At 69.8% G+C, this 26,254-nt stretch carries 27 protein-coding genes; 11 read left to right on the top strand and 16 right to left on the bottom strand.

The window, feature by feature from the left end; genetic code table 11:
- On the bottom strand, positions 1 to 1,077 hold the full coding sequence (locus G6O68_RS27220; protein WP_165252110.1) for a hypothetical protein: 1,077 nt from the start codon (positions 1,075 to 1,077) through the stop codon (positions 1 to 3).
- A gap of 541 nt (positions 1,078 to 1,618) precedes the next feature.
- On the opposite strand from G6O68_RS27220, the gene G6O68_RS27225 reads away from it, so the two are divergent.
- Positions 1,619 to 2,635 carry an LLM class flavin-dependent oxidoreductase gene (locus tag G6O68_RS27225; RefSeq protein WP_206108222.1) on the top strand — a complete coding sequence of 339 codons (1,017 nt, stop codon included), beginning with the start codon at positions 1,619 to 1,621 and terminating at the stop codon, positions 2,633 to 2,635.
- 32 nt (positions 2,636 to 2,667) lie between these two features.
- Entirely contained in the window at positions 2,668 to 2,877 is a 210-nt protein-coding gene (locus G6O68_RS27230; protein ID WP_165252112.1) for a hypothetical protein, read from the top strand.
- A gap of 12 nt (positions 2,878 to 2,889) precedes the next feature.
- Here G6O68_RS27230 and G6O68_RS27235 read toward each other — a convergent pair whose 3' ends face one another.
- A complete protein-coding gene (locus G6O68_RS27235) occupies positions 2,890 to 4,329 on the bottom strand; it encodes a DUF1501 domain-containing protein (protein ID WP_165252114.1) in 1,440 nt (479 codons plus the stop codon).
- A gap of 247 nt (positions 4,330 to 4,576) precedes the next feature.
- Entirely contained in the window at positions 4,577 to 7,366 is a 2,790-nt protein-coding gene (locus tag G6O68_RS27240; protein WP_165252116.1) for a PSD1 and planctomycete cytochrome C domain-containing protein, read from the bottom strand.
- Between the two features lie 227 nt (positions 7,367 to 7,593).
- On the opposite strand from G6O68_RS27240, the gene G6O68_RS27245 reads away from it, so the two are divergent.
- Positions 7,594 to 9,780, top strand: coding sequence for a mucoidy inhibitor MuiA family protein (locus tag G6O68_RS27245; protein WP_165252118.1), 2,187 nt, complete (start codon positions 7,594 to 7,596; stop codon positions 9,778 to 9,780).
- Positions 9,781 to 9,796: 16 nt separating this feature from the next.
- On the opposite strand, the gene G6O68_RS27250 is transcribed toward G6O68_RS27245, so the two are convergent.
- A complete protein-coding gene (locus G6O68_RS27250) occupies positions 9,797 to 10,822 on the bottom strand; it encodes a WD40/YVTN/BNR-like repeat-containing protein (protein ID WP_165252120.1) in 1,026 nt (341 codons plus the stop codon).
- 272 nt (positions 10,823 to 11,094) lie between these two features.
- Here G6O68_RS27250 and G6O68_RS27255 point away from each other — a divergent pair, with 272 nt between their 5' ends.
- Both G6O68_RS27255 and G6O68_RS27260 read left to right on the top strand, forming a co-directional pair.
- Complete coding sequence (locus G6O68_RS27255; protein ID WP_165252122.1) at positions 11,095 to 12,165, top strand: DUF1559 domain-containing protein; 1,071 nt, start codon at positions 11,095 to 11,097, stop codon at positions 12,163 to 12,165.
- 38 nt (positions 12,166 to 12,203) lie between these two features.
- Positions 12,204 to 12,521, top strand: coding sequence for a hypothetical protein (locus tag G6O68_RS27260; protein WP_240911528.1), 318 nt, complete (start codon positions 12,204 to 12,206; stop codon positions 12,519 to 12,521).
- 7 nt (positions 12,522 to 12,528) lie between these two features.
- Here the strand turns inward: G6O68_RS27260 and G6O68_RS27265 are convergent, their stop codons facing one another.
- Positions 12,529 to 12,924 carry a DUF1398 family protein gene (locus tag G6O68_RS27265; protein WP_165252125.1) on the bottom strand — a complete coding sequence of 132 codons (396 nt, stop codon included), beginning with the start codon at positions 12,922 to 12,924 and terminating at the stop codon, positions 12,529 to 12,531.
- A 25-nt stretch (positions 12,925 to 12,949) separates the two neighbouring features.
- Positions 12,950 to 13,417 carry a MarR family winged helix-turn-helix transcriptional regulator gene (locus G6O68_RS27270; protein ID WP_165252127.1) on the bottom strand — a complete coding sequence of 156 codons (468 nt, stop codon included), beginning with the start codon at positions 13,415 to 13,417 and terminating at the stop codon, positions 12,950 to 12,952.
- Between the two features lie 139 nt (positions 13,418 to 13,556).
- Here G6O68_RS27270 and G6O68_RS27275 point away from each other — a divergent pair, with 139 nt between their 5' ends.
- Positions 13,557 to 14,717, top strand: coding sequence for a hypothetical protein (locus G6O68_RS27275; protein ID WP_165252129.1), 1,161 nt, complete (start codon positions 13,557 to 13,559; stop codon positions 14,715 to 14,717).
- A gap of 10 nt (positions 14,718 to 14,727) precedes the next feature.
- On the opposite strand, the gene G6O68_RS27280 is transcribed toward G6O68_RS27275, so the two are convergent.
- The 5 genes from G6O68_RS27280 to G6O68_RS27300 form a co-directional block, all read right to left on the bottom strand.
- Positions 14,728 to 14,979 (bottom strand): hypothetical protein, encoded by a 252-nt coding sequence (locus G6O68_RS27280; RefSeq protein WP_165252131.1) that lies wholly within the window; start codon positions 14,977 to 14,979, stop codon positions 14,728 to 14,730.
- Positions 14,980 to 15,130: 151 nt separating this feature from the next.
- On the bottom strand, positions 15,131 to 16,492 hold the full coding sequence (locus tag G6O68_RS27285) for a DUF1501 domain-containing protein (protein ID WP_165252133.1): 1,362 nt from the start codon (positions 16,490 to 16,492) through the stop codon (positions 15,131 to 15,133).
- Positions 16,493 to 16,916: 424 nt separating this feature from the next.
- The gene (locus G6O68_RS27290) at positions 16,917 to 17,588 is read right to left on the bottom strand and encodes a hypothetical protein (protein ID WP_165252135.1); all 672 of its coding nucleotides are present in this window, start codon (positions 17,586 to 17,588) and stop codon (positions 16,917 to 16,919) included.
- A gap of 17 nt (positions 17,589 to 17,605) precedes the next feature.
- Positions 17,606 to 18,382: an amidohydrolase family protein gene (locus G6O68_RS27295; protein WP_165252137.1), complete on the bottom strand. Its 777-nt coding sequence runs from the start codon at positions 18,380 to 18,382 to the stop codon at positions 17,606 to 17,608.
- On the bottom strand, positions 18,379 to 19,278 hold the full coding sequence (locus tag G6O68_RS27300) for an amidohydrolase family protein (RefSeq protein WP_240911529.1): 900 nt from the start codon (positions 19,276 to 19,278) through the stop codon (positions 18,379 to 18,381). Before G6O68_RS27300 ends, G6O68_RS27295 begins: the two co-directional genes overlap by 4 nt.
- A gap of 131 nt (positions 19,279 to 19,409) precedes the next feature.
- Between G6O68_RS27300 and G6O68_RS27305 the strand changes: the two genes are divergently transcribed.
- From G6O68_RS27305 to G6O68_RS27320, 4 genes are all read left to right on the top strand, one after another.
- Entirely contained in the window at positions 19,410 to 20,075 is a 666-nt protein-coding gene (locus G6O68_RS27305; RefSeq protein WP_165252141.1) for a HEAT repeat domain-containing protein, read from the top strand.
- A gap of 164 nt (positions 20,076 to 20,239) precedes the next feature.
- Positions 20,240 to 20,674, top strand: coding sequence for a hypothetical protein (locus G6O68_RS27310; protein ID WP_165252143.1), 435 nt, complete (start codon positions 20,240 to 20,242; stop codon positions 20,672 to 20,674).
- An 85-nt stretch (positions 20,675 to 20,759) separates the two neighbouring features.
- The gene (locus tag G6O68_RS27315) at positions 20,760 to 22,070 is read left to right on the top strand and encodes a DegT/DnrJ/EryC1/StrS family aminotransferase (protein ID WP_165252145.1); all 1,311 of its coding nucleotides are present in this window, start codon (positions 20,760 to 20,762) and stop codon (positions 22,068 to 22,070) included.
- Between the two features lie 109 nt (positions 22,071 to 22,179).
- Complete coding sequence (locus G6O68_RS27320) at positions 22,180 to 22,581, top strand: Dabb family protein (protein WP_206108223.1); 402 nt, start codon at positions 22,180 to 22,182, stop codon at positions 22,579 to 22,581.
- A 62-nt stretch (positions 22,582 to 22,643) separates the two neighbouring features.
- On the opposite strand, the gene G6O68_RS27325 is transcribed toward G6O68_RS27320, so the two are convergent.
- Together G6O68_RS27325 and G6O68_RS27330 are read right to left on the bottom strand one after the other, a co-directional pair.
- The gene (locus G6O68_RS27325) at positions 22,644 to 23,054 is read right to left on the bottom strand and encodes an RrF2 family transcriptional regulator (RefSeq protein WP_165252147.1); all 411 of its coding nucleotides are present in this window, start codon (positions 23,052 to 23,054) and stop codon (positions 22,644 to 22,646) included.
- A gap of 46 nt (positions 23,055 to 23,100) precedes the next feature.
- A complete protein-coding gene (locus G6O68_RS27330; protein ID WP_165252149.1) occupies positions 23,101 to 23,325 on the bottom strand; it encodes a hypothetical protein in 225 nt (74 codons plus the stop codon).
- A gap of 281 nt (positions 23,326 to 23,606) precedes the next feature.
- Here G6O68_RS27330 and G6O68_RS32505 point away from each other — a divergent pair, with 281 nt between their 5' ends.
- A complete protein-coding gene (locus tag G6O68_RS32505) occupies positions 23,607 to 24,074 on the top strand; it encodes a hypothetical protein (protein ID WP_206108224.1) in 468 nt (155 codons plus the stop codon).
- A 105-nt stretch (positions 24,075 to 24,179) separates the two neighbouring features.
- On the opposite strand, the gene G6O68_RS27340 is transcribed toward G6O68_RS32505, so the two are convergent.
- The 3 genes from G6O68_RS27340 to G6O68_RS27350 all read right to left on the bottom strand — a co-directional run bounded on the left by G6O68_RS27340 (position 24,180) and on the right by G6O68_RS27350 (position 25,995).
- Complete coding sequence (locus G6O68_RS27340; protein ID WP_165252151.1) at positions 24,180 to 24,851, bottom strand: hypothetical protein; 672 nt, start codon at positions 24,849 to 24,851, stop codon at positions 24,180 to 24,182.
- A gap of 328 nt (positions 24,852 to 25,179) precedes the next feature.
- On the bottom strand, positions 25,180 to 25,629 hold the full coding sequence (locus tag G6O68_RS27345; RefSeq protein ID WP_165252153.1) for an RrF2 family transcriptional regulator: 450 nt from the start codon (positions 25,627 to 25,629) through the stop codon (positions 25,180 to 25,182).
- 87 nt (positions 25,630 to 25,716) lie between these two features.
- Positions 25,717 to 25,995, bottom strand: coding sequence for a hypothetical protein (locus tag G6O68_RS27350; protein ID WP_165252155.1), 279 nt, complete (start codon positions 25,993 to 25,995; stop codon positions 25,717 to 25,719).
- Between the last annotated feature and the right edge of the window lie 259 nt (positions 25,996 to 26,254).

A 26,254-nucleotide genomic window follows, 5' to 3' on the forward strand; every position in this document is an offset into this window, starting at 1 on the left:
TCAGGCGATCTTCAGGGCCCCGGGCCTGGCCTGGTCCTCGCTCGACTTCATCAGCTTCATCAGGAGGTCCATCTGGATCGCCAGGATCTCCTTGATGGCCTCGATCTCGGTCGCGGTCCGAGAGCTCTCGGCGACCGTCGGGACCCGGCCGAACAGCGCGCCGAAGTCGAGGTGGTCGAAGTAGCGGCGATGCAGCTCCCGATTGGCGGGCGCGAAGTGGTCGAGGATCCGGTTGCGCACCGCGTCGTTCATGAACTCGCCGTGGCGGCGGAACAGGAGGTCCGCCGAGGAGACGTGCCGCGCCAGCCGAGCCGCGACCTCCATGTCGTGATGCTGCGATTCGAACACGGACGGGATCCGGGCCAGGATGTCGCAGAGGTAGGGGTTGACCGCCTGATTCGAGATCGGGTCGCCACGCGAGTCGTCGGCCATCTCGATGTCGGCCCGGCGGTAGAAGTCCGGCAGGAGGCCGCCGGCGCCGAACGCCGATCCGTGCAGCGGCACCACGGAGACGCTCCCCGATCCGTAGACGTCCTCGAAGGAATTGGCCGTGGCCAGGAAATCCGGGGTGCGTTGCTCGATGCAGTGGTCCACCCAGGCCTCGAGCGTGACCCCGGCCTTGTGATGCCATTGCTGCCAGCTGGAGAGGATCCAGTCGTCCTGGCGTCGCACGTAATAAAAAATCTTCGATTGTTCGAACCGCGAGGCGATCAGCCGGTGTAATTCCAGGGCATATGCGTAGACGAGGTTGCTCAGGTTTTCCGACGAGATCAGCAGCCGCCGACAGCCCCGGTCGGCCGCATGCTCGAGCGCCTGATCGAGCCGCCGCTCGAAGTGCGACAGGGGGACGTGGCCGCACATCAGGTCTTCGAGATACCAGATCGGATAGAACTGCCCCGGATAAGCCCGCTCCGACGCGAGGGGTCCCGGCTCGGCGCCCACCCGGAAGTTGGCGTCGGGCAGGAACACGCCCCGCTCCTCCAACTCCGCCCGGCGCTTGTAGACGTCGACCTGGATGGAGGTCGAGCCACACTTCCCGTGCCCCGGATGCAACACGAGCTCGATCCCGTTTCTCATCGCGAACTCCCTGACGCTTCCCTAGACCGGTTGGTCGAAGGATTCAAAACCATTCATTTTTCGGGGAGGCCCCGTGAGGGGCGATCCATGCAGCGGCCCCCCGCATTCGTGAGGGCGGCGACGATCGCGATTCGTTCGACGTAAGTCTCGACCGGAGGCCGGAATTCTCGGCTTCATCCGGCGGCTTGAGGGCTCAGGGGCTCGACGTCTTCGCCAGCATCCCTGCTGCGCCCGGCGGGTTAACCCCGGATGTCAAACAGATATCGGTTTTCGGCGGACGGAGTCATGATAATCCTCCGGGTAAGGCGGGAAGTCGGGGCGAATCGGCGAGAGGGGGACGAATGGCGGTCGGGGCGCCTTTCGGACGAAAAAAATCTGGAAAAGAACGTGTCGGTCCCGTTCGGAGGTCGGGTCGTTCGGCGGGTCCGAGGGGCGGACATGCGGCGTCGCCTCGCACCTGGCCGCCTGCGGCCGTCGCCTTTTCGACCGGACGCGCCTACAATTCCCCGTCTCGGGGCACCGCGGGCGGGAGGGACTTCGCGTGAAGAGGTTGGAAGATTTGAAGGCGTCGGTCCTGGATCTCTGCCCGATCGTGGAGGGGGGGACTGCGGCCGACGCGTTTCGCGACGCGGTCGACCTGGCGCGGCACGCGGAGCGGCTGGGGTTCGAGCGCTACTGGGTGGCCGAGCACCACAACATCCCCGGGGTGGCGAGCGCGGCGACGGCGGTGGTGATCGGCCACGTCGCCGGGGCGACCTCGCGGATCCGGGCGGGCGCCGGCGGGATCATGCTGCCGAACCACCCGCCCCTGGTGATCGCCGAGCAGTTCGGCACGCTCGCCTCGCTGTATCCGGGGCGGATCGACTTGGGGCTCGGACGCGCGCCGGGGGGCGACCAGCGGACCGCGCAGGCCCTGCGACGCTACTTCGAGGAGGTGGACGCGTTCCCTCGGGACGTTCGGGAGTTGCAGGCGTACTTCCGCCCGGCGACGCCCGGCCGGTTCGTGCATGCGGTCCCGGGGGAGGGGCTCGACGTGCCCATCTGGCTGCTGGGCTCCAGCGACTTCAGCGCCCGGCTCGCGGCCGAGCTGGGGCTTCCGTTCGCGTTCGCCTCCCACTTCGCCCCCGACCGCCTGTTCGACGCCCTGGCGATCTACCGCGAGTCGTTCGTCCCTTCGGAGGCCCTCGACGAGCCCTACGCCATGATCGGCGTCAACGCCTTCGTGGCCGAGACCGACGAGGCGGCGGCTCGCCTGTTCACGTCGCACCAGCAGGCGATCCTCAACCTCGTCCGGGGCCGTCCCGGCCTGATGCCCCCGCCCGTCGACGACATGGACCGCCTCTGGGCCCCCGCCGAGCGCGCCGCCGTGGAGCGGATGACCCGCGTCACCGTCGTCGGCTCGCCCGACACCGTCCGCGCCCGGCTGCAATCCCTCGTCAACGCGACCCAGCCCGACGAGATCATCTTCTGCGGCCAAATCTACGACCACGCCGCGCGGCTGCGATCGTACGAGCTGCTCATGCAGGCCTGCCGGACGACGACCGCCGCGGTGGGCTGACCCGATTCGTCGGATCAATCGGAGTCGGTTTCATGCCGCCGGAATTCTATTCCGTCATGTTCTACGCCGGCCTGTACTGCTGGCTTCGAGGCACGCGAAGAATTGGCAAGCCGCCCGGCCTCGACGCCACCTGCGACGCCTGGCATGAGCGTTTCGGCAAGACTTTTCGCCTCTCCGGGCGGTTTCTCATGCTGGTGGGCGTCGCCCCATTCTTTAAAGATTTGGTCCTCCTGGGCCTTTGAGAGGGGCCGGTCTCACGCCAGTACGTCCCGCACCACCTCGCCGTGCACGTCGGTCAGGCGGAAGTCGCGGCCGGCGTGGCGGTAGGTGAGCTTGGTGTGGTCGAAGCCGAGGAGGTGGAGGATCGTGGCGTGGAGGTCGTGGACGTGGACGACGTCCTGGACGGCCTTGTAGCCGAAGTCGTCGGTCGCGCCGTGGACGTGGCCCCCCTTCACGCCGCCGCCGGCGAGCCAGACCGAGAAGCCCCAGTGGTTGTGGTCGCGGCCCATGCCGGGCTTGCCGTTGACCAGCTCGACCGACGGGGTGCGGCCGAACTCGCCGCCGCAGAGGACCAGGGTGTCCTCGAACAGCCCGCGCCGCTTCAGGTCCGTCAGTAGCGCGGCGATGCCCTGGTCGCACTGGCGGCCGAGGTCGCGGTGGGCGGTGGGGAGGCTGTCGTGGCTGTCCCAAGGCTGGACGTCGCCGTGGAAGAGTTGCACGAACCGCACCCCGCGCTCGATCAGCCGGCGGGCGATCAGGAGCTGCCGGTTCTGGACGCCGGGGCCGTACATGTCCAGGACGTGCTGCGGCTCCTGCGAGACGTCGAAGGCGTCGGTCGCCTCCATCTGCATCCGGTAGGCGAGTTCGAAGCTGGCGATGCGGGCGTCGAGCGCGTCGTCCTCGGCGCGCGTCTCCTGGTGGCGGCGGTTCATCTCGGCCAGGAGGTCGAGCTGCTTGCGCTGCTCACCCTTGGAGACGAACGCGTTGCGGATGTTCTCGATCAGGTCCTCGGCCTTCTCCTTGCGGGTGTCGATGTACGTCCCCTGATACACGCCGGGTAGGAACGCCGACCGCCAGTTGGAGACGTCGGCGACGGGGAGCCCGGGGCAGAGCGAGACGTAGCCCGGCAGGTTCTCGTTCTCCGAGCCCAGCCCGTAGGTCAGCCAGGCGCCCATGCTCGGGCGCGAGAGCCGCTCGTCGCCGCAGTTCATCAGCCGCATCGACTGCTCGTGGTTCGGCGTGTCGGCCTGCATCGAGCGGATCACGCAGAGGTCGTCGACGTGCGCGGCGGTGCGTTCGAAAATCTCGCTGACGGGGATGCCGCTCTCGCCATACCGGCGGAACTTAAACGGCGAGCCCATCGCCGCGCCGGTCTGGCGCTCGGTGGAGAGGTTCCCCTGCGGCAGCGGCTTGCCGTCGTACTTCGTGAGAAGGGGCTTGGGGTCGAACGTGTCGACCTGGCTGGGGCCGCCGTTCAGGTAGATGTGGATGACCCGCTTGGCCTTGGGGGCGAAGTGCGCGGCCCGGGGCGCGAGCGGGTTGAGCGCCGCGCCGGGCGTGCCCGCTCGGGCCTCGGCCTCGCCGAGCAAGCCCGTCCCGCGCAGGAGTGCGGCCAGGCCGAGCATCCCGAAGCCCGTTCCGGCCTGCTGAATCGCCTCGCGTCGGGAGAGGGGGCGTCGGAAATCGGCGTTCATGGCGTCCGCTCTGTTTGCGAGAAAAGGTAGTCTTGCTGTCGCTGCTCACCCGTCGACGCCGGCCCGAGGTCGTCGAGGGGCTCGAACCCGGGTGCCACGGGTTCCGTGAACCCGTGGATCGGCGTCGGATCGGTCCCGAACCGTCGTCGAGATCCCGAGCCGGTCCACGGGTTCGGAGAACCCGTGGCACCCGCGATTCTTGCGTCGGGACCAGATGGTGACGGCCGAGGTTTGTTCATTTGTCTTATCAATCGACGAACATCGACTCGTTGGCGATGAGCAGGACCTGCGCGAGCTGGGCCCGGGGGGCGAGCTTCGGCCCGCCCGGCTCGTCGGCCAGGCTTTGCAGGAACCGAGCGGCCATGTCGACCTCGTCGGCCGCGGCCTCGCGGGCGAGGACCCGGCGGTAGAGGGCCCGGATCGCGTCGCGAGGGTCGGCCGCGCCGGCGACGTCGGGCCGTTCGGCCAGGGCCTTCGCCTGCTCGACGACCAGGGGGGCGTTCATGCCGAAGAGGGCCTGCTGCGGGACCGTGGTGAGCGGCCGGCGCTCGGCGGAGGCGTCGGGGCTGGCGAAGTCGAACGCGCGGAAGACGGCCGGCAGGCTCTGGCGATCGACCAGGCCGTACACGGTGCGTCGGCCGTTCTTAGGGTCGTTCGCCACGTCGACCGGCTTGCCGTACATCGTCGGGTCGAGCCGGCCGGAGACGAAGACGAGCGTGTCGCGCATGGCCTCGAAGTCGAGCCGGCGGCGGTTCGCCCGCCACAGGAGCTTGTTCTCCGGGTCGACCTTCCGGCAGTCGGGTCGGTCGGCGCTCGCCTGCTGATACGTCGCCGAGAGGACGATCAGCCGATGCAGGTTCTTGAGCGACCAGCCCTCCTCGACGAACCGGGCGGCGAGGTCGTCCAGCAGCTCGGGATGGCTCGGCGGGTTACTGCGCTCGCCGAAGTCGCTGGGGGTGGAGACGAGGGGCTCGCCGAAGTGGTGCATCCAGGCGCGATTGACGATCACGCGGCCGGTGAGCGGGTTCGACGGATCGGCGATCGCCTCCGCCAGGTCGAGCCGGCCGCCGCCCCGGGCGAAGGGCTTCGGCTCGGCTTCGGAGAGGACGCGGACGAACCGTCGGGGGACCGCGTCGCCCGGCTGCGCGGGGTTGCCCCGGACGAAGATCCGGGGGGCGTACGGCTCATCCGAGTCGACCAGCACCATCGCCCGGGGCGCGGGGTCGGCGGCCTTGACGGTCATCCGGTCCAGTTCGAGCACCTTGCCGTAGTACGCGTCCTTGTCGCCGCGCGACATGTAAGCCTGCGTCTGCCCGCGCGTGAAGTGCGACGGGCTCTCCGGGCCTTGCAGCACGGCCAGGAGCTGACGGCGAGCCGTGTCGGAAGGATCGGGCGGGGTGGATTTGGACTCCTGGTAGACTCGCACGAGGAGGTCGGCGTAGGCCCGAGCGACGTCGGCCCTGGATCGGAGAGTCGCCGCGCCGAGGGCGGCGTGGACCAGCGGGTTGGTCGCGTCGACCGCCTTCGCCAGGACGCCCGACGCGTCGGCGGCGAGGGCGGCGTCGTCGCGCCTCATCAGCTCGGCCCAGGGGCCGAAGACGGGGTCGCCGGGGACGGCCCGCTGCTTCAGGAAGCGGCGCCAGCGGGCGATGATCGGCGGGCGGAGCTGCTCCGGGGCCAGCGACATGAAGAAGACGGCCGTCTCCAGCGGGTCGGGGGGCGTCGTCGCGGCGTGGAACAGGTAGTCGCCGGCCCGCTTGCGAGCCTCCTCGGAGAGCAGCGCGTACTGGTCGTCCAGGAACTTGCCCACCTCGGCGCGCTTGGCGGCGGCGGCGTCCTCGAAGCTTTTGCGGTCCGGGGTCTTCGCGGGGTCGTCGAGCAGCGGGAGTTCCAGCGGGGCCTCGGCGCCGGCGAAGACGCCGTAGAGCGAGTAGTAGTCGGCCGTGGGGATGGCGTCGTACTTGTGGTCGTGGCAGCGGGCGCAGGCGACCGTCAGGCCGAGCAGGCCGCGCGTGACGACGTCGATCTTGTCGTCGATCTGGTCGTGCACGTTGTTGTCGAACGCCCGGCCGAGCGTCAGGAAGCCCATGGCCGCCAGCCGCCAGGGCTCGTCTTTCGGCGCGACGACGTCGGCCGCGAGCTGCTCGCGGATCATCCGGTCGAACGGGGCGTCCTCGTTGAACGAGCGGACGACGTAGTCGCGATACGTGTAGGCGTAGGGCCGGATCCGGTCGTCCCCGTACATGAGCACGCCGTCCTTCGAGTCGGCGTAACGCGCCACGTCCAGCCAGTGGCGGCCCCAGCGCTCGCCGTATCGCGGCGAGGCCAGCAGCCGGTCGACGACCTTCGCATAGGCGTCGTCCGACGTGTCCGATTCGAACGCGGCGATCTCCTCGGCGGTCGGCGGCAGGCCGACCAGGTCGTACGAGACGCGCCGGAGGAGCGTGCGTCGGTCGGCCGGGGGCGAAGGCGACAATCCGGCCGCCTCAAGCTTCGCCAGCACGAACGGGTCGATCGGCGATTGCGACCACGAGTCGTCCGCCACCGGCGGCGGCTCGCGTCGCGCGACCGGGAGGTAGGACCAGTGCTTGCGGGCCTCGGCGAAGTCGATCCCCCGCGCCTTGGCCGCGGGCGCGGCGGCCGTCGCCGGGAAGGCCGCGCCGCCGGCCACCCACTGGCGCAGGACGGCGATCTCGGCGTCGGGGAGCCGCTGCTTGGGCGGCATCTTCACCGAATCGTCCTCGTACCCCACCGCCTGGATCAGGAGGCTCTCGTCGGGGTTGCCCGGCTCGACCGCCGGCCCCAGGTCGCCCCCCTTGAGCAGGCCTTCGAGCGAGTCGACCGCCAGGCTCCCCTTGAGGCTCTCCGCCTGGGCCGAGTGGCAGCCGTAGCAGCGCTCCACCAGGATCGGCCGGACCTTCGCCTCGAAGAACTCGGTGCGGGCCGTCTCGGGGTCGTCGGCCCGCGCCGCCCTGGCCAGGAGCAGCAGCCAGGCCGCGACGAATCGCGACGTTTGAACGAGATGCTGCGCGGCCATCGGCGTCGTCCCCCGCCCTAGGTTCTCAAACATTCCTCCGACAATTCGCGCATCTCGGGGTGCCGCTGTCAAGCGGGCGGCCGGGGCGGTCATTCGTCGGGGATCGCGGCCTGTATCGAATAACGGGGCCGGGCGGGCCGTCTCCTAGGCGAGTCGTGTTCGCTCGGACCAGGGCCCTCGGGCTTCGTCCGGCCCCGTTATTCTGGATGGAATGTCGAGGACGAAGCATGACCGCACCCTGGTGGTTGGCGGCCGGGCTGGCCTGCGCGCAGCTGGGCGGGGATCCGGACGGGGCGAAGGGCGTCGGGGATCCGGCGGGGGGCCGGGCGACGAGCCGGATCGCGGCCGTCACGGTGTATCGCGGGCAGGCACGGGTGACGCGCGAGGTCCAGGTGCCTGAGGGTGACGGCGCGGTCGAGCTGATCGTCGGCCCGCTGCCGCCCCGCCTCCTTGAGGGATCGCTGTTCGCCGAGGGCTCCGACGGCCTTCGCGTCGTGTCGGCCCGCATTGCCCCGAGAGCCGCCGGGGACGACGCCCGGCGGGAGGCCCGCGAGCATGAGCAGGAGGTCGCGCGGCTCGAGGCCGAGGAGGCCAGGCTTCGCAAGGAGGCCGAGGTGCAGGAGCAGGACCTCCAGTACCTCACCAGGCTGGAAGGCTTCACCGGATCGTCCCTCGGCAAGCTGACCGACGTGGGCCGCCTGGACAGCGGGGCCGTCGTGGAGCTGAGCCGGTTCGTGATGGAGTCGCGCGAGGCGAAGACCAAAGCCGCCGTGGACCTGGCGGAGCAGATCCGGTCCAACGCCGTCGCGATGGGCGAGGCCCGATCCCGCCTGCGAGGGCCGACGCAGGGGGACGCCGTGCTCCTCGTCCGGCGAGCCCGGCCCGGCGGGGGGACGGTGCGGCTCGGCTACCTCGCCGACTCGGCCGACTGGACGCCGCGATATCGGCTCCGAGGCGAGGGCGACAAGGCCCCGGTGGTGCTCGAATATCTCGCCTCGCTCGTGCAGCGGACCGGCGAGGACTGGGCGGGCGTCGCCGTGAGGCTCTCCACCGCGGACCCGTCGCTCGACGCCGCGCCCCCCGACCTGCTGCCCCTCAAGATGGCCGGCACCGTCGGCGCGACGGACGCCGAGAGTTCGGACGACGAGGCCTCGCGCAAGGTCCTGGCCGAGCTTCGCAAGCCGGTCGACATGCGGTTCCCCCAGGAGACCCCGCTGGAGGACGTGTTGAAGTACGTCCGGACCGCCGGGGCCGGCCCGGCCTTCCCCGAAGGCCTGCCGCTCTACGTGGACCCGATCGGGCTGAACGAGGCCGACAAAACCTCGACCTCGCCCGTGACGATCGACCTGGCCGGCGTGCCGCTGGGGACCTCGCTCAACCTGGCCTTGAAGCAGATCGGCCTGGGCTGGATGGTCCGCGGCGGAGTCCTCCAGATCACGTCCCAGGAGGCGATCGACCAGGCGAACCACCCCTCGCGAGAGGACGACGAGACGGGCATGGCGGGCATGGCCGGGATGGGAGGCATGGGCGGGGGCATGGGAGGCCTGGGCGCCGATCCGAACGCACTCGGGCGGAGGCTCAATCGCGCGGCGGCCGGCGAGCAGGCCGAAGAGCTGCGCGTCGCCGAGGGCCGCGAGCCGGCCGTCGCCGAGGAGGAGGCCGGCGGGCGTGACGCGCAGGGCGTCGCGTTCGCGATCGAGGGGAGCCTGGACGTCCCCTCGCGGCCCGAGGCGCAGTTGGTGGAGGTCGCGCGGGTCGAGCTGCCGGCCGAGTATTACGCGAAGGCCGTCCCCGTGCTCACCTCGCGCGTGTACCGCCTCGCCAGGCTGACCAACACGGCCCCGTTCACCCTGCTGCCGGGCGAGGTGGACGTCCACGACGGCGGCGAGTTCGTCGGCCGGATGCGGATGCCGCTGGTGGCCGCCGGCGAGCCGTTCGTGGCGGGGTTCGGCGTCGACCCCCAGCTCCAGGTCGCCCGCCGCCTGATCCGGAAGTCGCGCACCGTGCAGGGGGGGAACCAGGTGCTCACCTATGAGTTCCGGCTCAGCCTTCGCAACTTCCGGCCCGATCCGGTCAAGGTCCAGCTCTGGGACCGCCTGCCCCAGGCCGAGGGGGAGTCGGCCGCGGTCAGCCTGGTGAAGACCTCGGCCGAGCTGAGCGAGGATCCGCTCTACCAGCGCGCCGCCCGGCTCGACAACCTCCTGCGCTGGGACGTCGACCTGCCGCCCGGGACGGTCGGCGACAAGGCCCTTTACGTGACCTATGAGTTCCGCCTCGAATACGCCCGCGACCTGCCGCCGCCTCGGTTCGAGTCCGGAGGTTTGAAGGAAGCCCCGATCGGCGGCGGGGCCATGAGCGGCGGCCCCGGGGGCGACGGCCGAGGGTTCCAGACGCTGCGGCCGGCCTTCGAATGAGCCCAATGCGGGGGCGTTAGGGCTGGCCGGGCGGTTCGAACCGAGCGATCCGGCCGTCCTCGCCGACGGCCCAGCCGACGCCCGTCTCGGCGAATCCGACGGCGTGGAAGCCGGCGTCGCCGAGCCTCGCCCAGGTCCGGCCGCCGTCGTCCGAGCGATCGACGCCGGACGGGCCGACGGCGATCAGCGAAGGCCCGGGCGTCCCCGGCAGGAAGGCGACGGCCGAGCGGTACCCGGTGGGTTCCGACAGAGGTGCCGTCCAGCTCTTGCCGCCGTCGCGGGTCAGGGCGATGAGGCCGCCTCGGGCGTCCGGGTTTTTGTAGTCGCCGCCGACGGCGACTCCGTGGTCGGCGTCGCGGAAGGCCAGCGAGAAGACCCCCGACGAGCCGTTCCCCGCGCGGAGGGGCGTCGGGTGGGCCGTCCAGGTGCGCCCCCGGTCCTCGCTGCGGAAGACCCTCCCGCCGCCGGTGCCGAACCAGGCGCGATCGCCCCGCACGGCCAGGCAGGTCCCGCTGGCCGCGAAGGCCCCCTCGCCCGGCAGGGCCTCGGGCATGGCGTCGCGGCCGACGCGGGCCCAGGAGTCGCCCCCGTCGTCGGTCGCCAGGACGACGAACCGGCCGTCGACCGGGTCCCCCAGCGCCAGGCCGCGGCGGGCGTCGGCGAACGCCAGGGCGTCGAGGAAGCCGTTGGGGTCCTCGTTGACGTGCCTCGTCGTCCACGACTCGCCGCCGTCGGTCGTTTTGAGGATCCGCGACTGTTGCCCCTCGCCGATCGCCAGCACCAGGGCCGTGCGGTCGTCGAACGCCTGCACGTCGCGGAAGTCCCGCTCCTTCGAATCCGGGACGATCCGCCGCCGCCAGGTCGCGCCGGCGTCGGTCGTCAGGAGCACCGTCCCCCCCTGCCCGCTCGCCCAGGCGACGCGGCCATCGACGACGCAAAGCCCCCGTAGCCGGGCCGTCGTCCCGGATGGCTGGAGCGTCCCCTGGGCCACGGCGGCTCGCGTTGCGACGAGGAGAACCAGGATCAGGAACGGTCGCGTCATCGTGGGCGAAACCTCGAACCAAGGGACCTGGAAGTTCGGCCAGGATGAAAAGTCCCAAACTTACCGGTTCGAGCAGACGCGAGGCAACCACTCGTTCCTGATCGTCCACCGGGCATGAGGTTGTATGACGATCTTCTTAAGGTTTAGGAGTCAAGCTTCGTAGGTTTTGGTCGTCCAAAAAATAGGATTGGTTGTTCCGGGGCCTGATGTTATCATCTCCTGGTCGGCTCGACGCTGGACGGAAAACCGGACCTCGCAGCGATGGAGGAAGCATGAGCGCCCGATGGCGGCAAGTGGTTGAGAGACGATCGGGTTTCACGCTGATCGAGCTTCTGGTGGTGATCAGCATCATCGCGGTCCTGATCAGCCTGCTGCTGCCGGCGGTGCAGGCGGCGCGTTCGGCTGCGAGGCGGACGCAGTGCGTGAACAACCTGAAGCAGATGGGGCTGGCGCTGGCGAATTACGAGTCGGCGATCGGCGCGTACCCGCCGGCGTATGTTGGCGATCCTCGGGCGGTGGGCTCGGCGTACGGGGTGAGCTATCCCGACGGGAACATCAACACGACGCCCGGCTTCGCCTGGGGGACGCTGATCCTGCCCTATCTGGAGCAGGCGACGGTCTACGCCAGCTTCAACACCAACCTGCCGTGCTGGGCGCCGGACAACTCGACGGGCGCGCAGGTGCGGTTGTCGGTCTTCCTCTGCCCTTCGGCGACGGGCGGGTCGGAGCCGTTCGCCCTGCATCGGTACGACAACGGCGACTCGGGCGCGCCGAACGACGCCGGCGAGTTCGCGCCTCGGATCGTCTTCTCGCGGAGCCACTACGTCACCAACGCCGGGATCAACCAGCCCTGGGGCCGGACGACGGCCTATTCGTACGACTTCGACCAGCCCGAGCCGATCCCCGGCGCCCCGGCCCCGCACGCGATCGACGGGCCGTTCTACCGCAACTCGCGGACGAGGGTCGCGTCGGTGGGCGACGGGCTGTCGAACACGGTCTTCCTGGGCGAGAAGTCGTCGTCCCTGTGCGATTCCACGTGGGTCGGCGTCGTCCCCTTCGCCAGCACCCCCGAGCGTCCCTGGTGGCCGTCGGACCCGAACAGCGGGGGGAACCTCGTCGGCGCGCACAGCGGGCCCGACGTCCGCGACCATCCGCAGGTCATCATCCACGCCCCGAACCACCCCTTCGGCCACACCGACGAGATGTACTCCGAGGACGGCGACGGCTCGAACGTCCTGCTGGGCGACGGTTCCGTCCGTTGGGTGAAGGAGACCGTCAACCCCTACGTCTGGGTCGCCCTCTCCACCCGCAACGGCGGCGAGATCGTCCCCGGCGACTATTGATCCACGGCGACGGGACGACATCGGGGGAGAACATGATGATGAGACGACTTCACGGGACGACGGCCCTTGCCCTGCTCGCGTCCCTCGCGCTCGCGGGCTGCGGCCCGACTCAGATGGGCCCCGACCCCGAGGCCTTCAAGGGGGTCGACGCCCTCTACACGGCCATCTCCCTGCGCGAGCCCGACCGGGTCGACGCCTGCCTGGCGATGCTGAGGTCCCTCCAGCAGGACGGCAGGCTCGAAGAGGCCGCGTTCGATGAGCTCGTGGCCATGAGCGGCGAGGCCAAGGGGGGCGACTGGGAATCCGTCCAGACCCGACTCGCCCGGTTCATGCGCGGGCAGCGGCGCGGGCGGTAGGCACCGCTCAGGCCGGTACGGTGAACGGCTCGACGTGCGTCTCGCCGGCCCGGCCGAAGTAGACGACCTTCCGGCCGGCGAGATAGGCGGTGTAGCCGACGCTCCCGGCGGCCATGATGCGCCGCAGGAAGTGGGGGTAGTCGATCTCGCGACGCTGGGCCGACGCGACGGCCGATCGCACCGCCGTCGCGGAGAACTCCCTGGCGACCATCGGGGCGTCGGCCAGGGGGAGGCTTTCGGCGTGGGTCGAGTCGTCGGTCGCGTAGTGCCGCAGCTCCCGGCGCGTCAGGTCGGCGTCGTAGCGTTCCACGCCGGTCGCGAGCATCCGCGCCACCACCTCGGGGAAGGCGATCCGGCCCGAGAGGGAGAGTTCCAGGCATTCGTGGAGGATCGTCGCATCCATCGTCGCTTCTCCTTTTCCGGATCGCTCAATCGATCGTCTTCGCGCGGGCGTCGTCCCCCGCTTCGTGCCTCGAAAGCAGCTTCTTGACGGTCGCCAGGAGCCGCCGCCTCTCGGCCTCTCCGACCACCCCGAAGAACGCGGCGTCGTTCTCGTCCGCCTCCCTCGCCAGCTCCGGCACAAGGGCCCGGCCGGCGTCGGTCAGCCGGACGACGACCGCGCGGCGGTCGTTCGCGTCGGACTCGCGGGCGACCCATCCCTTCTTCACCAGCCGCTCCACCAACCGCGACGTCGCGCCGCCGTCGATCCCCACCGTCGCGGCCAGTGCCAGCAGCGAGGCCCCCTCGACGTCGTAAAGGCAGCGCAGGACCACCCACTGCGGGACCGTCGCCCCGCGACGCTCCAGGCGCTCGGAGAAGCCCCGGGAGACGCGGTTCGACAGCCTCCTCAGCCAGTAGCCGAGGTGGTCCTCAAGGTCGCTCGGACGTTCGCTCATCGTCGCGGGATATTAGTTGCCTGGGCAACGATTGTCAAGACATCAATTTCCGCGCGGGCCGTGGGGGCGGTGTGGACGGCGGGCGTGCGCGGTAGGATGGGGTCCGTCAGGGGATCCCAGCCACCGAAGGGAGGACGCCATGCGGATCGGGACGTTCGTCGTGCTGTTGGCGGCGTGGGCGGGCGGGGCGCGGGGGGGCGACGGGCCCGCGACGTTCTCGAAGGGGCCGCCCGATCGCCCCGAGGATTTCCCGATCGCGGTCTGGCTCCAGGACACGGCGAACGCCGAGAAGTACCGCGCGGTCGGCGTGAACCTGTACGTCGGCCTCTGGCGGGGGCCGACGGTCGAGCAGCTCGACGCGCTCGACGCGGCGGGGATCCGCCTCATCGTCGGCCAGAGCCGGAAGTCGCTGGCCTTCCGCGATCGGCCGACGATCGTCGGCTGGATGCACGACGACGAGCCCGACAACGCCCAGGCCCTGGAGAAGGGCAAAGGGTACGGCCCTCCCGTCCCGCCCGAAACGATCGTCGACCGCTACCGCGCGATGAAGGACGCCGACCCCGACCGCCCGGTGCTGCTGAACCTGGGCCAGGGGGTGGCCTGGGACGGCTGGTACGGTCGAGGGGTGCGGACGAACCACCCCGAGGACTACCCGGCCTACGTCGAGGGGTGCGACATCGCCTCGTTCGACATCTACCCCGCCTGCAGCCGCGACGAGGCCGTGGCCGGCAAGCTCTGGTACGTCCCCCTCGGCGTGGAGCGGCTGCGCAAGTGGGCCGGCGAGAAGAAGCCCGTCTGGTGCTGCATCGAGACGACCCGCATCGACAACGAGGACCGCAAGGCGACCCCCGCCGAGATCCGGTCCGAGGTCTGGATGGCCCTGATCCGCGGCGCGAAGGGCCTGATCTACTTCTGCCACCAGTTCAAGCCGACGTTCGTCGAGGCCGGGCTGCTCGCCGACGAGGCCGTCGCGCGCGAGGTCGCGTCGATCAACGCCCGCATCCGCGAGCTGGCCCCGGTCCTCAACAGCCCCGACGTCCCCGACGGGGCGAGCGTCACGTCGTCCGACGAGGCGATCCCCATCGCCTGGGTCGTCAAGCGCCACGGCGATGCGACGTACGTCCTCGCCGCGTCGCTCCGCGAGGCCCCGACGGAGGTGAAGATCCAGCTCCCCGACCGGGCCGACGCGAAGGTGGAGGTCCTGGACGAATCGAGGACGCTCGACGCCCCCGCCGGCGGGTGGTCGGACCGCTTCACCGGCTATCAGGTCCACCTGTACCGGGTGCGCGCCGGCGGGTAGGCGGGAGTCCTCAGTGCACGGCCGCGGCGCGCGGCGGGGCTTCCGACGAGCCCTCCGCCCGCTTCGGCTCGCCGGGCTTGAAGTGGTTGCAGCCGCTTTGCCCGGAGACTCTCAGGTTGAAGTGCTCCAGCTCGTCGTGGATGCACAGCCCGAGCGTCCCATCCGCGACCTTCGCCTTGGGCTCGATCTGCCAGTACTCGCAGTCCTTGCAGAGGCCCCACTCGTGATCGTCGTGAGCTTCGTTCTTGTTGGCGGCGGCCATGATGGATTTCTCCCTCGACTCGGATATCGAACAAGACCGTCCGACACTCGCGGGCGATCGTCGCGATCCTGCAATGCAAGCGACGGGCCGAACGGGCGGGTGAATCCCGCGAACGGTCCGACGAGCGAGGGAGTCCGTCGGGCGGGAGCGGTCAGATCAGCTCGGAGATCGGATCGCCGTGGGGGAGGAGGGCGATCGGTCGGCCGGAGACGTCCGGGTAGGTCAGAGTGTGGTCGATGCCGAGGTAGCGGTACCAGGTGGCGAGGAGGTCGTTGGGGGTGAACCGGCGGTCGCGGGGTTCCTCGCCCTTCGCGGTCGTCGAGCCGATCACCTGGCCCATGGGCATGCCGCCGCCCGACATGAGGACGGACATCGCCTTGCCCCAGTGTTCGCGGCCGGGCTGGCCCTTGAAGTCCGAGAGCTTGGGCGTGCGGCCCATCTCGCCCATGACGACGATCAGCGTCTCCTTGTCGAGCCCCCGGGCGTGGACGTCCTCGATCAGCGCGGAGACGGCCTGGTCGAGCACCGGCAGGCGGATCTCCATCTGTTCGAAGATGTTCCAGACGCTGGCGTGGTCGTCCCACGAGAACGCCTTCTGGCCCGGCACGCAGGGGAAGTCGATCGTCACCAGCCGGACGCCGGACTCGACCAGCCGACGGGCGAGCAGGCAGCGCTGGCCGACGACGTTGCGGCCGTAGCGGTCGCGCAACACGTCGGGCTCGCGGGCCAGGTCGAAGGCGTCGCGGGCCGAGGGGCTCGTCAGGACGTCGAGCGCCCGGCGCTGGTAGTCGTCGAACGAGCGGGTGGCGGCGGAGTCTTCGATCGACCGACGCGCCGCGTCGAAGCCGGCGAGCAGCCGCCCCCGGCCGTCGAGCCGCGCGCGTCGGGCCTCGTCCAGCACGAGTTCCGGCACCTTGAACTCGGGCTTGTTGGGGTCGGCCGCGACCTTGAACGGCCCGTAGGTCCGGCCCAGGCCGCCGCCCCCTTCGTACGGGAGATTCGGCAGGGCGACCCACTTGGGCAGGCTGCCGGGGCGGTCGGGGAGGAACTTGTTCGCCGCGTGGAACAGGTAAGGCTGCTTGGGCGTGAACGGGGCCTGCTCGACCACGTCGCCGGTGTAGCCGGTCAGGACCGTGTGCGTGCTGTTCGCGTGGCCCGGGCTGTCGTGGGTGATGGACCGGACGATCGCGCACTTGTCGGCGATCGAGGCGAGCCGGGGGAGCTTCTCGCAGATCTCGATCCCGGGGACGCTCGTCGGGATCGGCCGGAAGAGCCCGCGATACGCGTCGGGGGCGTCGGGCTTCATGTCGAACGTCTCCATGTGGCTAGGCCCGCCCCAGAGCCACACCACGATCATCGACGGCCCCCCCGTCCCTCCCCCCGATCCGGCAGCCGCCCCCGCCGCCTGCAGCCGCAAAAGGTCCGAGATCCCCAGCGCGGAGAATCCCGTGAGCGAGGTCCGCAGGAACGCCCGCCGGGGCATCGTGCCGATGCAGGGGGGGATGTCGGACACGGCGTCGTCCTCGTCAAGGTTCGGTCGATGGATGCTCAGGCCAGCCCGGCGCGACGCCTCACTCTACCACCTGCAGCAATTGTTGAACAACGCTTTCAGGGATCCCGTCGAACCGAGCCCGGCGGGAAACTTGCGCGGCCTCACCGGAGGTTGGACGGACGGCTCCCGCGATTGGGTTCGTTCGAGCGAAGCCAAATTGGCTTCGCTTGGCTTAAGGTGTTTAGGATCATAGGTTTGCATGGAAATTCATGGCTGGAAATTGGGTTCGTTCGGCGCGCGTCGTCATGATTTTCTCGCGTGGTCACAGCCGGAAACACGCCGCGTGGCAGGCTCGGCGCAGGGTGGTCCCTCTTATCCACCATGCCACCGTTTCGCAGGATAGGGATGCGGCCGGAGCCGATCCCGGGCGATGGCCCGACGAACCCTAATTCCCCAGCAGCCGGCGGCAGGTCCGGGCGAGCAGGTCGGCGAAGCTCTCGCGGAAGACCTCCACCGTGAACGACCGGGCGATGCACTCGAACGTCGAGTCGTGGAACCAGAAGACGTAATGGTTGCTATCTCGCCAGCTCTCCGGGTCGTACAGCGAATGGACGCGGTTGATCGCCTCCAGCTCCGCCAGCCACCTGGAACTCACGACCCGCTGGGCCCTGTACGCATCCAGCCCCCGGCCGTGCAGGGGGTGGCCGTGGGCGACCTCGTCGTTGGGGTCGCCGAACCGGGTCGCGGTGACGCCGAAGAACTGGACGAGGGCCAGGGCTTCAATCGTCTCGTCGCCGGTGTCGACGATCCGGACGAAGGTCCCGTCCCAGTCCGTATCCTGCTCGTTGATGCGGAAGATCAGGAGCGTCTTGCGGTCGCTCTGGAGGAGGTGCGGGGCCGGGGCGCCGATGTCCCAGAGGACCGGGAAGTCGATCGGGACGGCGTGCTCCTCCCCCTTCGCCGCGGCCAACTCGCGTTCGAGCTGAAGGACGACGTCGGAGGCGGCCCAGAACTCCTCCCAGGTCCGTCCTCCCTTCGCCGGGTCCATGCCCCGGTAGACGGCCTGCTCCTCCTCGCGGGCGGCGGCCAGGCGGCGTTCGATCGCATCGACGTCCATGCTCGTCGGCTCCTCGATCAGCCCAGGCCGAGCCAGGCGGCGGCGTTGCCCCAGGCGATCCGCCGCCTGTCCGCCTCGTCGACGCGCAGGGTTTCCAGCTTCAGGAGCGACGGGTCGGGGTAGTGGAAGGGCATGCCGGTGCCGAAGGCCAGGCGGTCGGCCCCCAGGCCGGCGACGAGGCGGCCGATCTCGTCGGTCAGGACCGAGTCCATCCGCGAGATCTCGATCAGGTAGTTCGCCGGCAAGCCGGAGTCCTTCCGCCCCAGCGGCCCGTTCGCGTAGCCGGCCCCGTTCAGGAGCAGGAACCGCGCGTCGGGGCGGGCGGCGACGAGCGCGGCGACCTCGGCGAGCGGGACCTCGGGGACGTCGATCAGCCAGCTCCGGTTGCGGACGTCCTCGACCCGCATCGGGATCGAAATCGGCATCCCCATCTCGGTCGCCGCGTCGACCAGCTCCAGGCAGGCCGGGTCGGTCAGGGCGTAGCGGTGCCACTTCGGATAAAGCCGGAGGCCGCGAAACCCCAACTGGCGGCAGGCTTCCAGGTCGTCGCGCCAGCCGGCGTAGGCGGGGTTGACGACGGCAAAGGGGATCAGGCGATCGGCCCGACCCCGGACCTCGGCCGCGAGTTCCTCGTTCCCCGCCTGGGCGTTGCGGTAGGTGATGGCGGCCGCGCTGGAGACGACCGCGCGGTCGATCCCCTTCGCGTCCATCAGGGCGACGAGCGACGGGCCGGTGTTGTTCCGGAGCGGGCGGAAGGCGAAGGGGCCGAGGTAGGCGTTGACGTCGAGGATCATCGCACCCGCCCCGCGAGGAGCCTCGCCATGTTGCCGCCGAGGATTTGGGCCTTCGCGTCGTCGGGCAGGTCGGCGCCCCGGATCCGGCCGACGCCGTGGGTCATCGACATGTCGCAGCCGAACAGCAGGCGGTCGACGCCCAGGACCTTGGCGGCCATCTCGATCACGGCGTCGTCGAGGACGCTGCCGCTGGTGTCGAGGTAGACCGACGGGGCGTGCCGCAGCGCCTTGATCGTCCACTCCCAGTCGCCGCCGCCGCAGACGTGGGCGCAGATCAGCCTGGCCTTGGGATACCGCGCCGCCAGCTCGGCGATCCGGCCGCCGTCGGAGATCCGGGGCTGATCGGCGAGCGGGTAGTGGATCCGCCCGGCGTGGTGGAGCACCGGCACCCCCAGCTCGATCGCCGCCTCGATGATCGGGAAGACGACGGGGTCGGTGCAGAAGTATTCATTATAGAGTTTGACACCGATGAACCCGTATCCGAGCACGCAGCGCCGGACCTCGTCGACGGCCTCGGCGCCGCACCCGGGGTTGACGTAGGCGTAGCCCAAGACCCGCCCGGGGAACCGCTTCGCCCCCTCGGCCGTCCAGCGGTTGCACTCGCGGAAGCCTTCGGCCGTCGCCGGCCGCTTCGGCGTCAGCATCGAGCAGCAGAGCACGTCGATCCCCAGCCGATCGGCCGCGTCGATCAGCGCCGCGTCGTCGGCCCCCCACGAGGGTCGGCTCCGATGATGCAGGTGCGCGTGGCAGTCGATGACCTTCGGCTTCGCCGGGGCTTCCTCCGTAGTATGGGCCGCGACGACGTGCCTGCCGGTCGCGGCGCCGAGGGCGGCCAGGGCCGTCGAGCGTCTCAGGAACGAGCGCCGGGAGGCCGGCTCGCGCGGCGGTTCGGTCACGTCATCGCCCTCCGGCGGGTGATGAAGAGGGCCCATCGTTCGAGCTGATGACCGGGCGCCGCAGAGATCGTATGCTGGATTTCATGGTCGAGATTGTAGGGCCGTAACGGCGATCAGTCGAGGTGCCCCATATGTCGGATCTGATGACCGAGATTCGGCGGTTCCGCGACTGGGCCGGCGACGATCCTCCCGCGACCCGGTCGCAGGAGGGCCTGCTCGTTCACGCCGACGGGGAGTGGGAGAGCGATTATCCCCACTGGACGGATCTATACGCCGCCGTCATGGAGCACATGTCCGCGCGCCCACGCGAAAGGTGGTCGGCCGAGGAGTTGCAGGCCGTCCTGTACGCACTGGCTCGCGACAACGAGGACGAGCATCTGGTCTGGGAGATCCGAGCCCATCACCCGGCGACCCTCATTGCGTTGGCGTCCGCGGTCCTTGCCGGAGGCGAGTTCGACGCCAGGTGGCAACTCGCCGATCAACTCGGCTTTCTCGACCGCGACGCGGGCGATGTCGAACGCCTTCTGCTGGATTTTGCCCGCGATGAGGACGAGTACATCCGGCGTCGCGCGATCAAATCCCTGGCTCGCCTCGGGTGTCCGGCGGCCGAACATCTGGCCCTGGAGGCCTGGCATCGGCCGCATGAGAATCAACAATGGGCGAGAATGGTGGCCCTGGATTGTCTCCGGCGGATCGGCTCTCCTCACCTGGAGCCTCTGCTGGCCGAGGCCGAGCGGGACGAACGTCCCCACCTCCGGGACTTCGCGGCGCGAATGCGTCAGAGACGTGTCGAGTGACGGTCGCTCGCCGGATCCACCGGCGAGCCCGGACGACGTCGCCCGCCCGGCGTCGTGGCGGCTCCGGCGTGACGAAAGGACGCGGATCGACCACCGGCACGCAGCCGCCGGGACATTGCCGCCGCGGTACCCGGGGGCGGATGCGAATTGGAGCGGAGGAGCCGATGATTCGCGAGATCGTCACCCGGCCGGTCACGGCCCCTCAATTGGCGGAGGAACTGTCGTTTCTGGTGCACCACCTCCGGGGGCTCGGCTACGAGTCCTGCTTCGCCGCATTCGGCGGGGCGTGGGCGATCGACTATTACTCGGACGGGACGACCGGCGACGGAGCGGTGCCGATCGACACCCTGCCCGGCGAGGTCTTCCGGGCCGCCGCGGCGGGCTGGGGAGGGCTCGGGGCGAACGACCTGTTCATCTCCATCCCGCCGTTGCCCTTGCAATTCCGCTTCTGCAACGACTCGGACCTCCACCTCGCGTTCGAGCCGCCGTGCGACCTGGCCGACTTCTTTCGCAGGCGTTGGGAAGCGTTGGGCTATGGTCCCGCGGAATCCGAAGGGGGCGATCCGCGGATGCTGGGATGGGTTCCGCGGCCCGACTGACCACTTGGGTACGCGAAACAGCACAGCCGGCGTGGTATGGCAGCTTAGCGGTCGCTTCATTCTATCAACGGGAGGTTATGACAGCATGAGTCGCCATTTCTCGAACGGCGGCCCGGGGCCCTCGCGACGCGCCGTGCTGGGGGCGGCGGCCGTGGCCCTGGCGGCGGGGAGGCGGGGCGATGCCGGGACGTTGGCCCTGGAAGGCGGCTCCCCGGCCGTCACGCTCGCGAAGGCGGCGCACGCCGAGGCCTCCCGTTGGCCGCTGTATGGGTCGGACGAGGAGGCGGCGGTCCTGGAGGTGCTGCGGAACCCGGGCTACGGGCCGATCGACGACCTGGAGCGCGACTGGCGGGAGCGGTTCGGGGCGCCGTTCGCCAAGGCCCATTGCAACGGCACTTCGGCCATCGCGGCGATGTTCTTCGCGCTGGGGCTCCCCCCCGGATCCGAGGTGATGGTCCCCAGCTACACGTTCTTCGCCTCGATCGTGCCGATGCGGCTGTTCGGGCTGGTGCCGGTCTTCGTCGACGTCGACCCGCGCACGCTCAACTTCGACGTGGCCGACGCCCGCCGCCGCCTCACGCCGAATGTGAAGGCGATCCTGCCGGTGCACTGGATGGGCCTCCCCTGCCCCATGGACGACCTCTCGGCGTTCGCCCAGGAGAAGGGCCTGATCCTGCTGGAGGACGTCGCCCACGCCCCCGGCGCGTCGTATCGCGGCAAACCCCTGGGCGCGTGGGGACGGATGTCGATCTTCAGCTATCAGACCACCAAGCCCCTGCCGGCCCTCGAAGGGGGGATGGGGATGTATCAGGAGCGCGCCGACTACGAGCGTGCGACGGCCTTCGGCCACTCCGACGTCCCCGCGCGGTTCCCGGCCGACAGCCGCTACAGGCGCTACGCCGGCACCGGCCTGGGGCTGAAGCTCCGCATGAACCCGATGGCCGCCGCGCTCGCCCGCGCGCAGCTCGGCAAGCTCGACGCCCGCAACGCCGCCGGCGCGGCGCAGGTCCGCCGGCTCAACGACCGGATCACGCAGCTCCCCGGCCTGGTCGAGCCCCCCTGCCCGGCCGACGCGACGAGGATCTACTACGCGAACAACATCCTATTTCTCGACGAAGCGACGGCCGGCGCGACCCGAGCCGCCGTGGTCGCGGCGCTCCGCGCCGAAGGGGTCCAGGCGCGCGAGCACCGCTATCCGCTCCAGCACAAGCTCCCGCTCTACGCCGAGCCCGAGTGGTGGCACCACCCGCCGACGATCCCCGAGCTCCCCGGCTCCGACGAGGCCAACCGCACCGCGATCGCCCTCCCCTACTTCACCTCCGAGGCGCCCGAGCTGATCGAGCAATACACGCGGGCTTTCGAGAAGGTGTGGGCGAATCGCGCGAAGCTGTCGTGAGGGCGGCCCCGGCCCCGGCTTGCGGCGGGGATGCGGCGGGGGCATCATGGCACCCGGGATTTCGTGCAATTCCTCGAATCGAATCGAGACGACCGGGAGGCGATTTTTGATGAAACTGCTGTACGTCGCGTCGCTGATGCTCGCCGGGGCCGCCCTGGCCTATCCGGCGTTCGCGTTCTCGGGCAAGGCCGAGGGCCAGCCCCTGGCCCACATGGTCTTCTTCACGCTCAAGGACCACTCGCCGGAGGCGGTCGACGCCTTCGTGGCCGACTGCGAGAAGTACCTGACGAAGCACGAGGGGACGCTCTACTTCTCGATCGGCAAGCGCGCCGAGGACGTCGAGGAGCCGCCCAGCGTGAAGGATTTCGACGTGGCCCTGCACGTCGTGTTCGCCGGCAAGGAGTACCGCGACAAGTACCTCGCCAGCAAGCGTCACGACGACTTCGTCGCGACGATCAAGTCCCGGATGGAGAAGGCCCGGGTCTTCGATTCCTACCTGCCCAAGCCCTGACGACGAGAGGTCGAAGGGGGGAGGCCTCCGTGCCCCCCCCGGACCCGTCCCAACCCTCGCACTCAGATCGTCCAGTCGGGCGTCTTGCCCTGCGCGGCGAGGTGGGCGATCGTCGTGCGGTTCAGGATTTCCACCTGGGAGGCCTGGATCCGCTCCCACAGCTCCGCGAGGGCGCCGAAGGAGGATTGGCGCTGGGGGCGCTCCTGGAAGTCCTCGCCGTCGACGACGCGGAGCACGTCCCCGAGCGAGATCGTCAAGGGGTCGCGGGCCAGGCGATAGCCGCCCGACGAGCCCCGCGTGCTGACGACCAGGCCCGCCCCCTTGAGGCGGATCAGGATCTGGGTCAGGAACGTCTCGGGGATGTCGTGGGCCTCGGCGATCTCCCGGATCGGCACCGGCCGCTCGCCGTCGTGGCGGTCGGCCAGCGCGATCACCGCCAGGCACGCGTACTCCGCCTTGGCCGAGATCTTCACGATCCCTCCCCTCCCGGAATCCTTCCGTCCGCGTCCCCCGATCCCGTCAGTTCCAACAGGGTTCCATCATCTTCTGGAACCGCGAGGGCTCCCGCGCGGCCAGGGCCTGCTGATAGGCCAGGCGATAGATCGCCGCCCAGGGCCCGGACACCACGAAGCCGCCCGAAGCCGTCGGGAAGAAGGCCGCCGCGGTCGGCTCCGAGGCCGACGACGTCGCCGAAGAAGAGACCGAAACCTTTGAGGAACCAACCGGCCAGGTGATTCGAGACATCTCTGCTTAACCTCTCAGGAGGGAGCTCGATCGTTCAGACAGGGGTATCATTACCTTTCCTATCGTCGAGGTCAAGAAGAATCTTGAGTATCCCGACAAGGATTGTCCGAGCCGGGCCCTTCGATACCTGCCTTACCCGGTCAGCTTGATCTGAATGGTCACGATACATAAAAATTCTTTGATGGAATTTGCTTGCGGACGGGGGGCCGATCCGGTACTAAGTTGAGGAGTCGGGGCGGAGCACGCCCCCGGTCCCAGGAACTTCCGGCGAGGACGGCGCGATGAACGGTTCGATGATGATGGTGGAGCGGAACGCGATGGGCATGAACGCGGGCATGGGCATGGGTGCCATGACCGGCGGCGCGACGATGCCGGCGGCCTCGCAGATGATGATGGTCCCCCGCTGCACGGTCCTGTTGGAGAAGTGCGAAGGCGGGATGAAGATGACCTGCAAGGCCGACGACAAGATGTCGGCGAGCATGATGCAGAACCTCTGCAACATGATGGCCGGCGGGATGTGCAGCTGCTGCATGATGATGAACGGCATGACCATGTGCTGCTGCAACATGGCGATGGCCATGTGCAAGTGCGAGATGACCGACGACGGCGTCTGCATCACCTGCACCAGCGGCGACGCCGAGTGCTGCAAGATGATCCAGGCCTGCTGCGACTGCATGACGGCCATGATGAAGTCCGGCTGCGTCTGCTGCGTCTGCATGAACGGCATGCCCGTCTGCTGCTCCTGCTGAGCGGGACGCCCGCCGACCGCCTTCGACACGCGGACGAGGCCGCCGCGACGTCCCTTCGGGATGCGTCGCGGCGGCCTCGCGTCCGTTCCGGGCCGTGGGATCGGTTCAGCGCCGGGATCGGGCCCGGGCGAGGAGCATGGCGGGGAGGGCCGCCGCGAGCTGGGCTAGGCTCGACGGCTCGGGGATAGCCGGCGCGGCGATCGACCCTTCGAGGACCTCGGGCGTCCCCGACTCGAGGCCCGCGACAGTGTAGGCCGAGGAGCTCGGGCCGAGCCGGCTGCAGAACGCGAAGAGGCCCGAGGCCCCGGGCGCGATCGGCGCGTCGGGCTCGTCGGCGAAGAACGAGATCGAGGGGTCGCCGGCGGCGTACTCGACGAACCAGCCGTCGGGGGCGACGACGTCCTGGAGGTCCGCCCCCCCGCCCACCACCAGGCCGAGGAAGATCGCCGGTGCCGTGCTCCCCGCCGGCCGTTCGCCGACGAGCTGGGCCCCAGGCCGATCGGGTCGGCCGGGTCGTGGATCGGATACGGCCCCGAGTTCGCCAGGTTGTCGAACGTGATCGAGCGCACGCGGTTCGCCCCCGAGGCCCCGATCGGCAGCATCGGCGAACGACCCCGCCAGACGTCGTCGGCGTAGCCGTAGTCGGCCCCCGCGGCGGCGGCGAAGAGCTGGCTGGATCGGCGACGAGAGCTTGCCCGTGAGGAAGTTGTAGCGGTAGCTGACGATCCCGGCGTCGTGGCACATCACATACAGGCGGGCCAGCGGCCCCCAGGCCATCTGCGTGGGCCCCCCGGCCGTCGCCCCCAGCGCCTTCTGGAACGACAGCGAGGCCCTGTAAGGAGCCTCGACGGTGGGCTGGGCCCAGCCGACGGGAGGCCCCGCCAGGCCGACGACCAGGGCCAGGACGAAACCCGCCTTCCGAATAATGGCAATCCCTGCGTCGATCCGCGTCGCGCCCTCCGTTCCGGACGTTCGCCATGGATCATGGCCGCTCGACGAAGGGCGATTATGAACGGATCCGTCGCAATGTCCTGGGCTGCCGTCCCAAACGTCGCCGAAAAGCCTCGGTTTGGTTTTATGGCGATGAATCGGGCTGGATGTCGCTTTAAATTGTCCAGTCGGCGACGTAAAGGAAGCCTAAGTCTTGGTTTTCCTTGATGAGGTCGGCGAACGTGGTGTTGTCGACGACGTCGGCGATGGCCTGGCGGACGCGGCCCCAGAAGCCGAAGAAAGGGCAGTGGCCGGGGTACTCGCAGGTCTTGGGGCGGGTCTGGCTGACGCAGTCGACCGGGGCGACGGGGCCGTCGATGAACCGGATCACCTGGCCGATGGCCAGCTCCTCGGGGGGCTTGGCGAGCAGGTAGCCCCCCTCGGCCCCGCGCCGGCTGTTGACGAACCCGCCCCCCTTGAGCTGGCTGAGGATCGCCTCCAGGAACTTGATCGGGATGTGCTGCTTCTCGGCGATCTCGTTGGCCTTCATCGGGGCCGTGCCCTGGTACTCGGCGAGGGCGTAGATCGCCCGCAACGCATAATAACACTTGGCCGAGACGGTCATTCGATCACTCGTTGATGTGCGTGTTCCGCCCGCGACGGCCCGCCTTCCGGGCCGCGCGTCGACTCCCCCGACCTCCGGCCCTCCATTCTACTCGACCCCCGGGCCGCCGAGAATCCCCCGATCCGGGTCGGGATCGTCGACATTCCGCGACGGCGGGCCCCCGAGCGCCGCGTGCTCCCACGAGGCGTCGACGACGGCGTGGAGATACGCGAGCGGTTCGGGCGTCCTCGCGCCGATCCAGAGGGAGCAGTGTCCGCCGTCCCGCTCCTCCTCGAACGGCAGGGCGAACGCGACGGCTCCGCCGCCGAACCAGAGCCGGCCGGGATGATCCGGACTCTGCCAGGCCGCGAAGGGAAGCGGACGCAACGGAGCGGTCGCGCGGCGGACCAGGTCTGGCCCCGCCCAGGCCCTGGCGGCCCCGTACGTCGCGCCCAGGGCGGCCTCGAACAGGCAAGCGGCGAGGAGGAACTGTGAGAGGGTCCCGCCCCTCGTCCACGGCTCGTCCCGCTCGCACCGCCCCCAGACGGGCGGGTCCTCCCCCGCCTCGGCCGTGGCCCAGACGTATACCCCTGGTTCTCGACGTAGAACACGAGCCGGCCGTCTTCGTCGAGGAACAGGTCCTCCA

The organism is Paludisphaera soli, from assembly GCF_011064595.1.
Lineage (GTDB): Bacteria > Planctomycetota > Planctomycetia > Isosphaerales > Isosphaeraceae > Paludisphaera > Paludisphaera soli.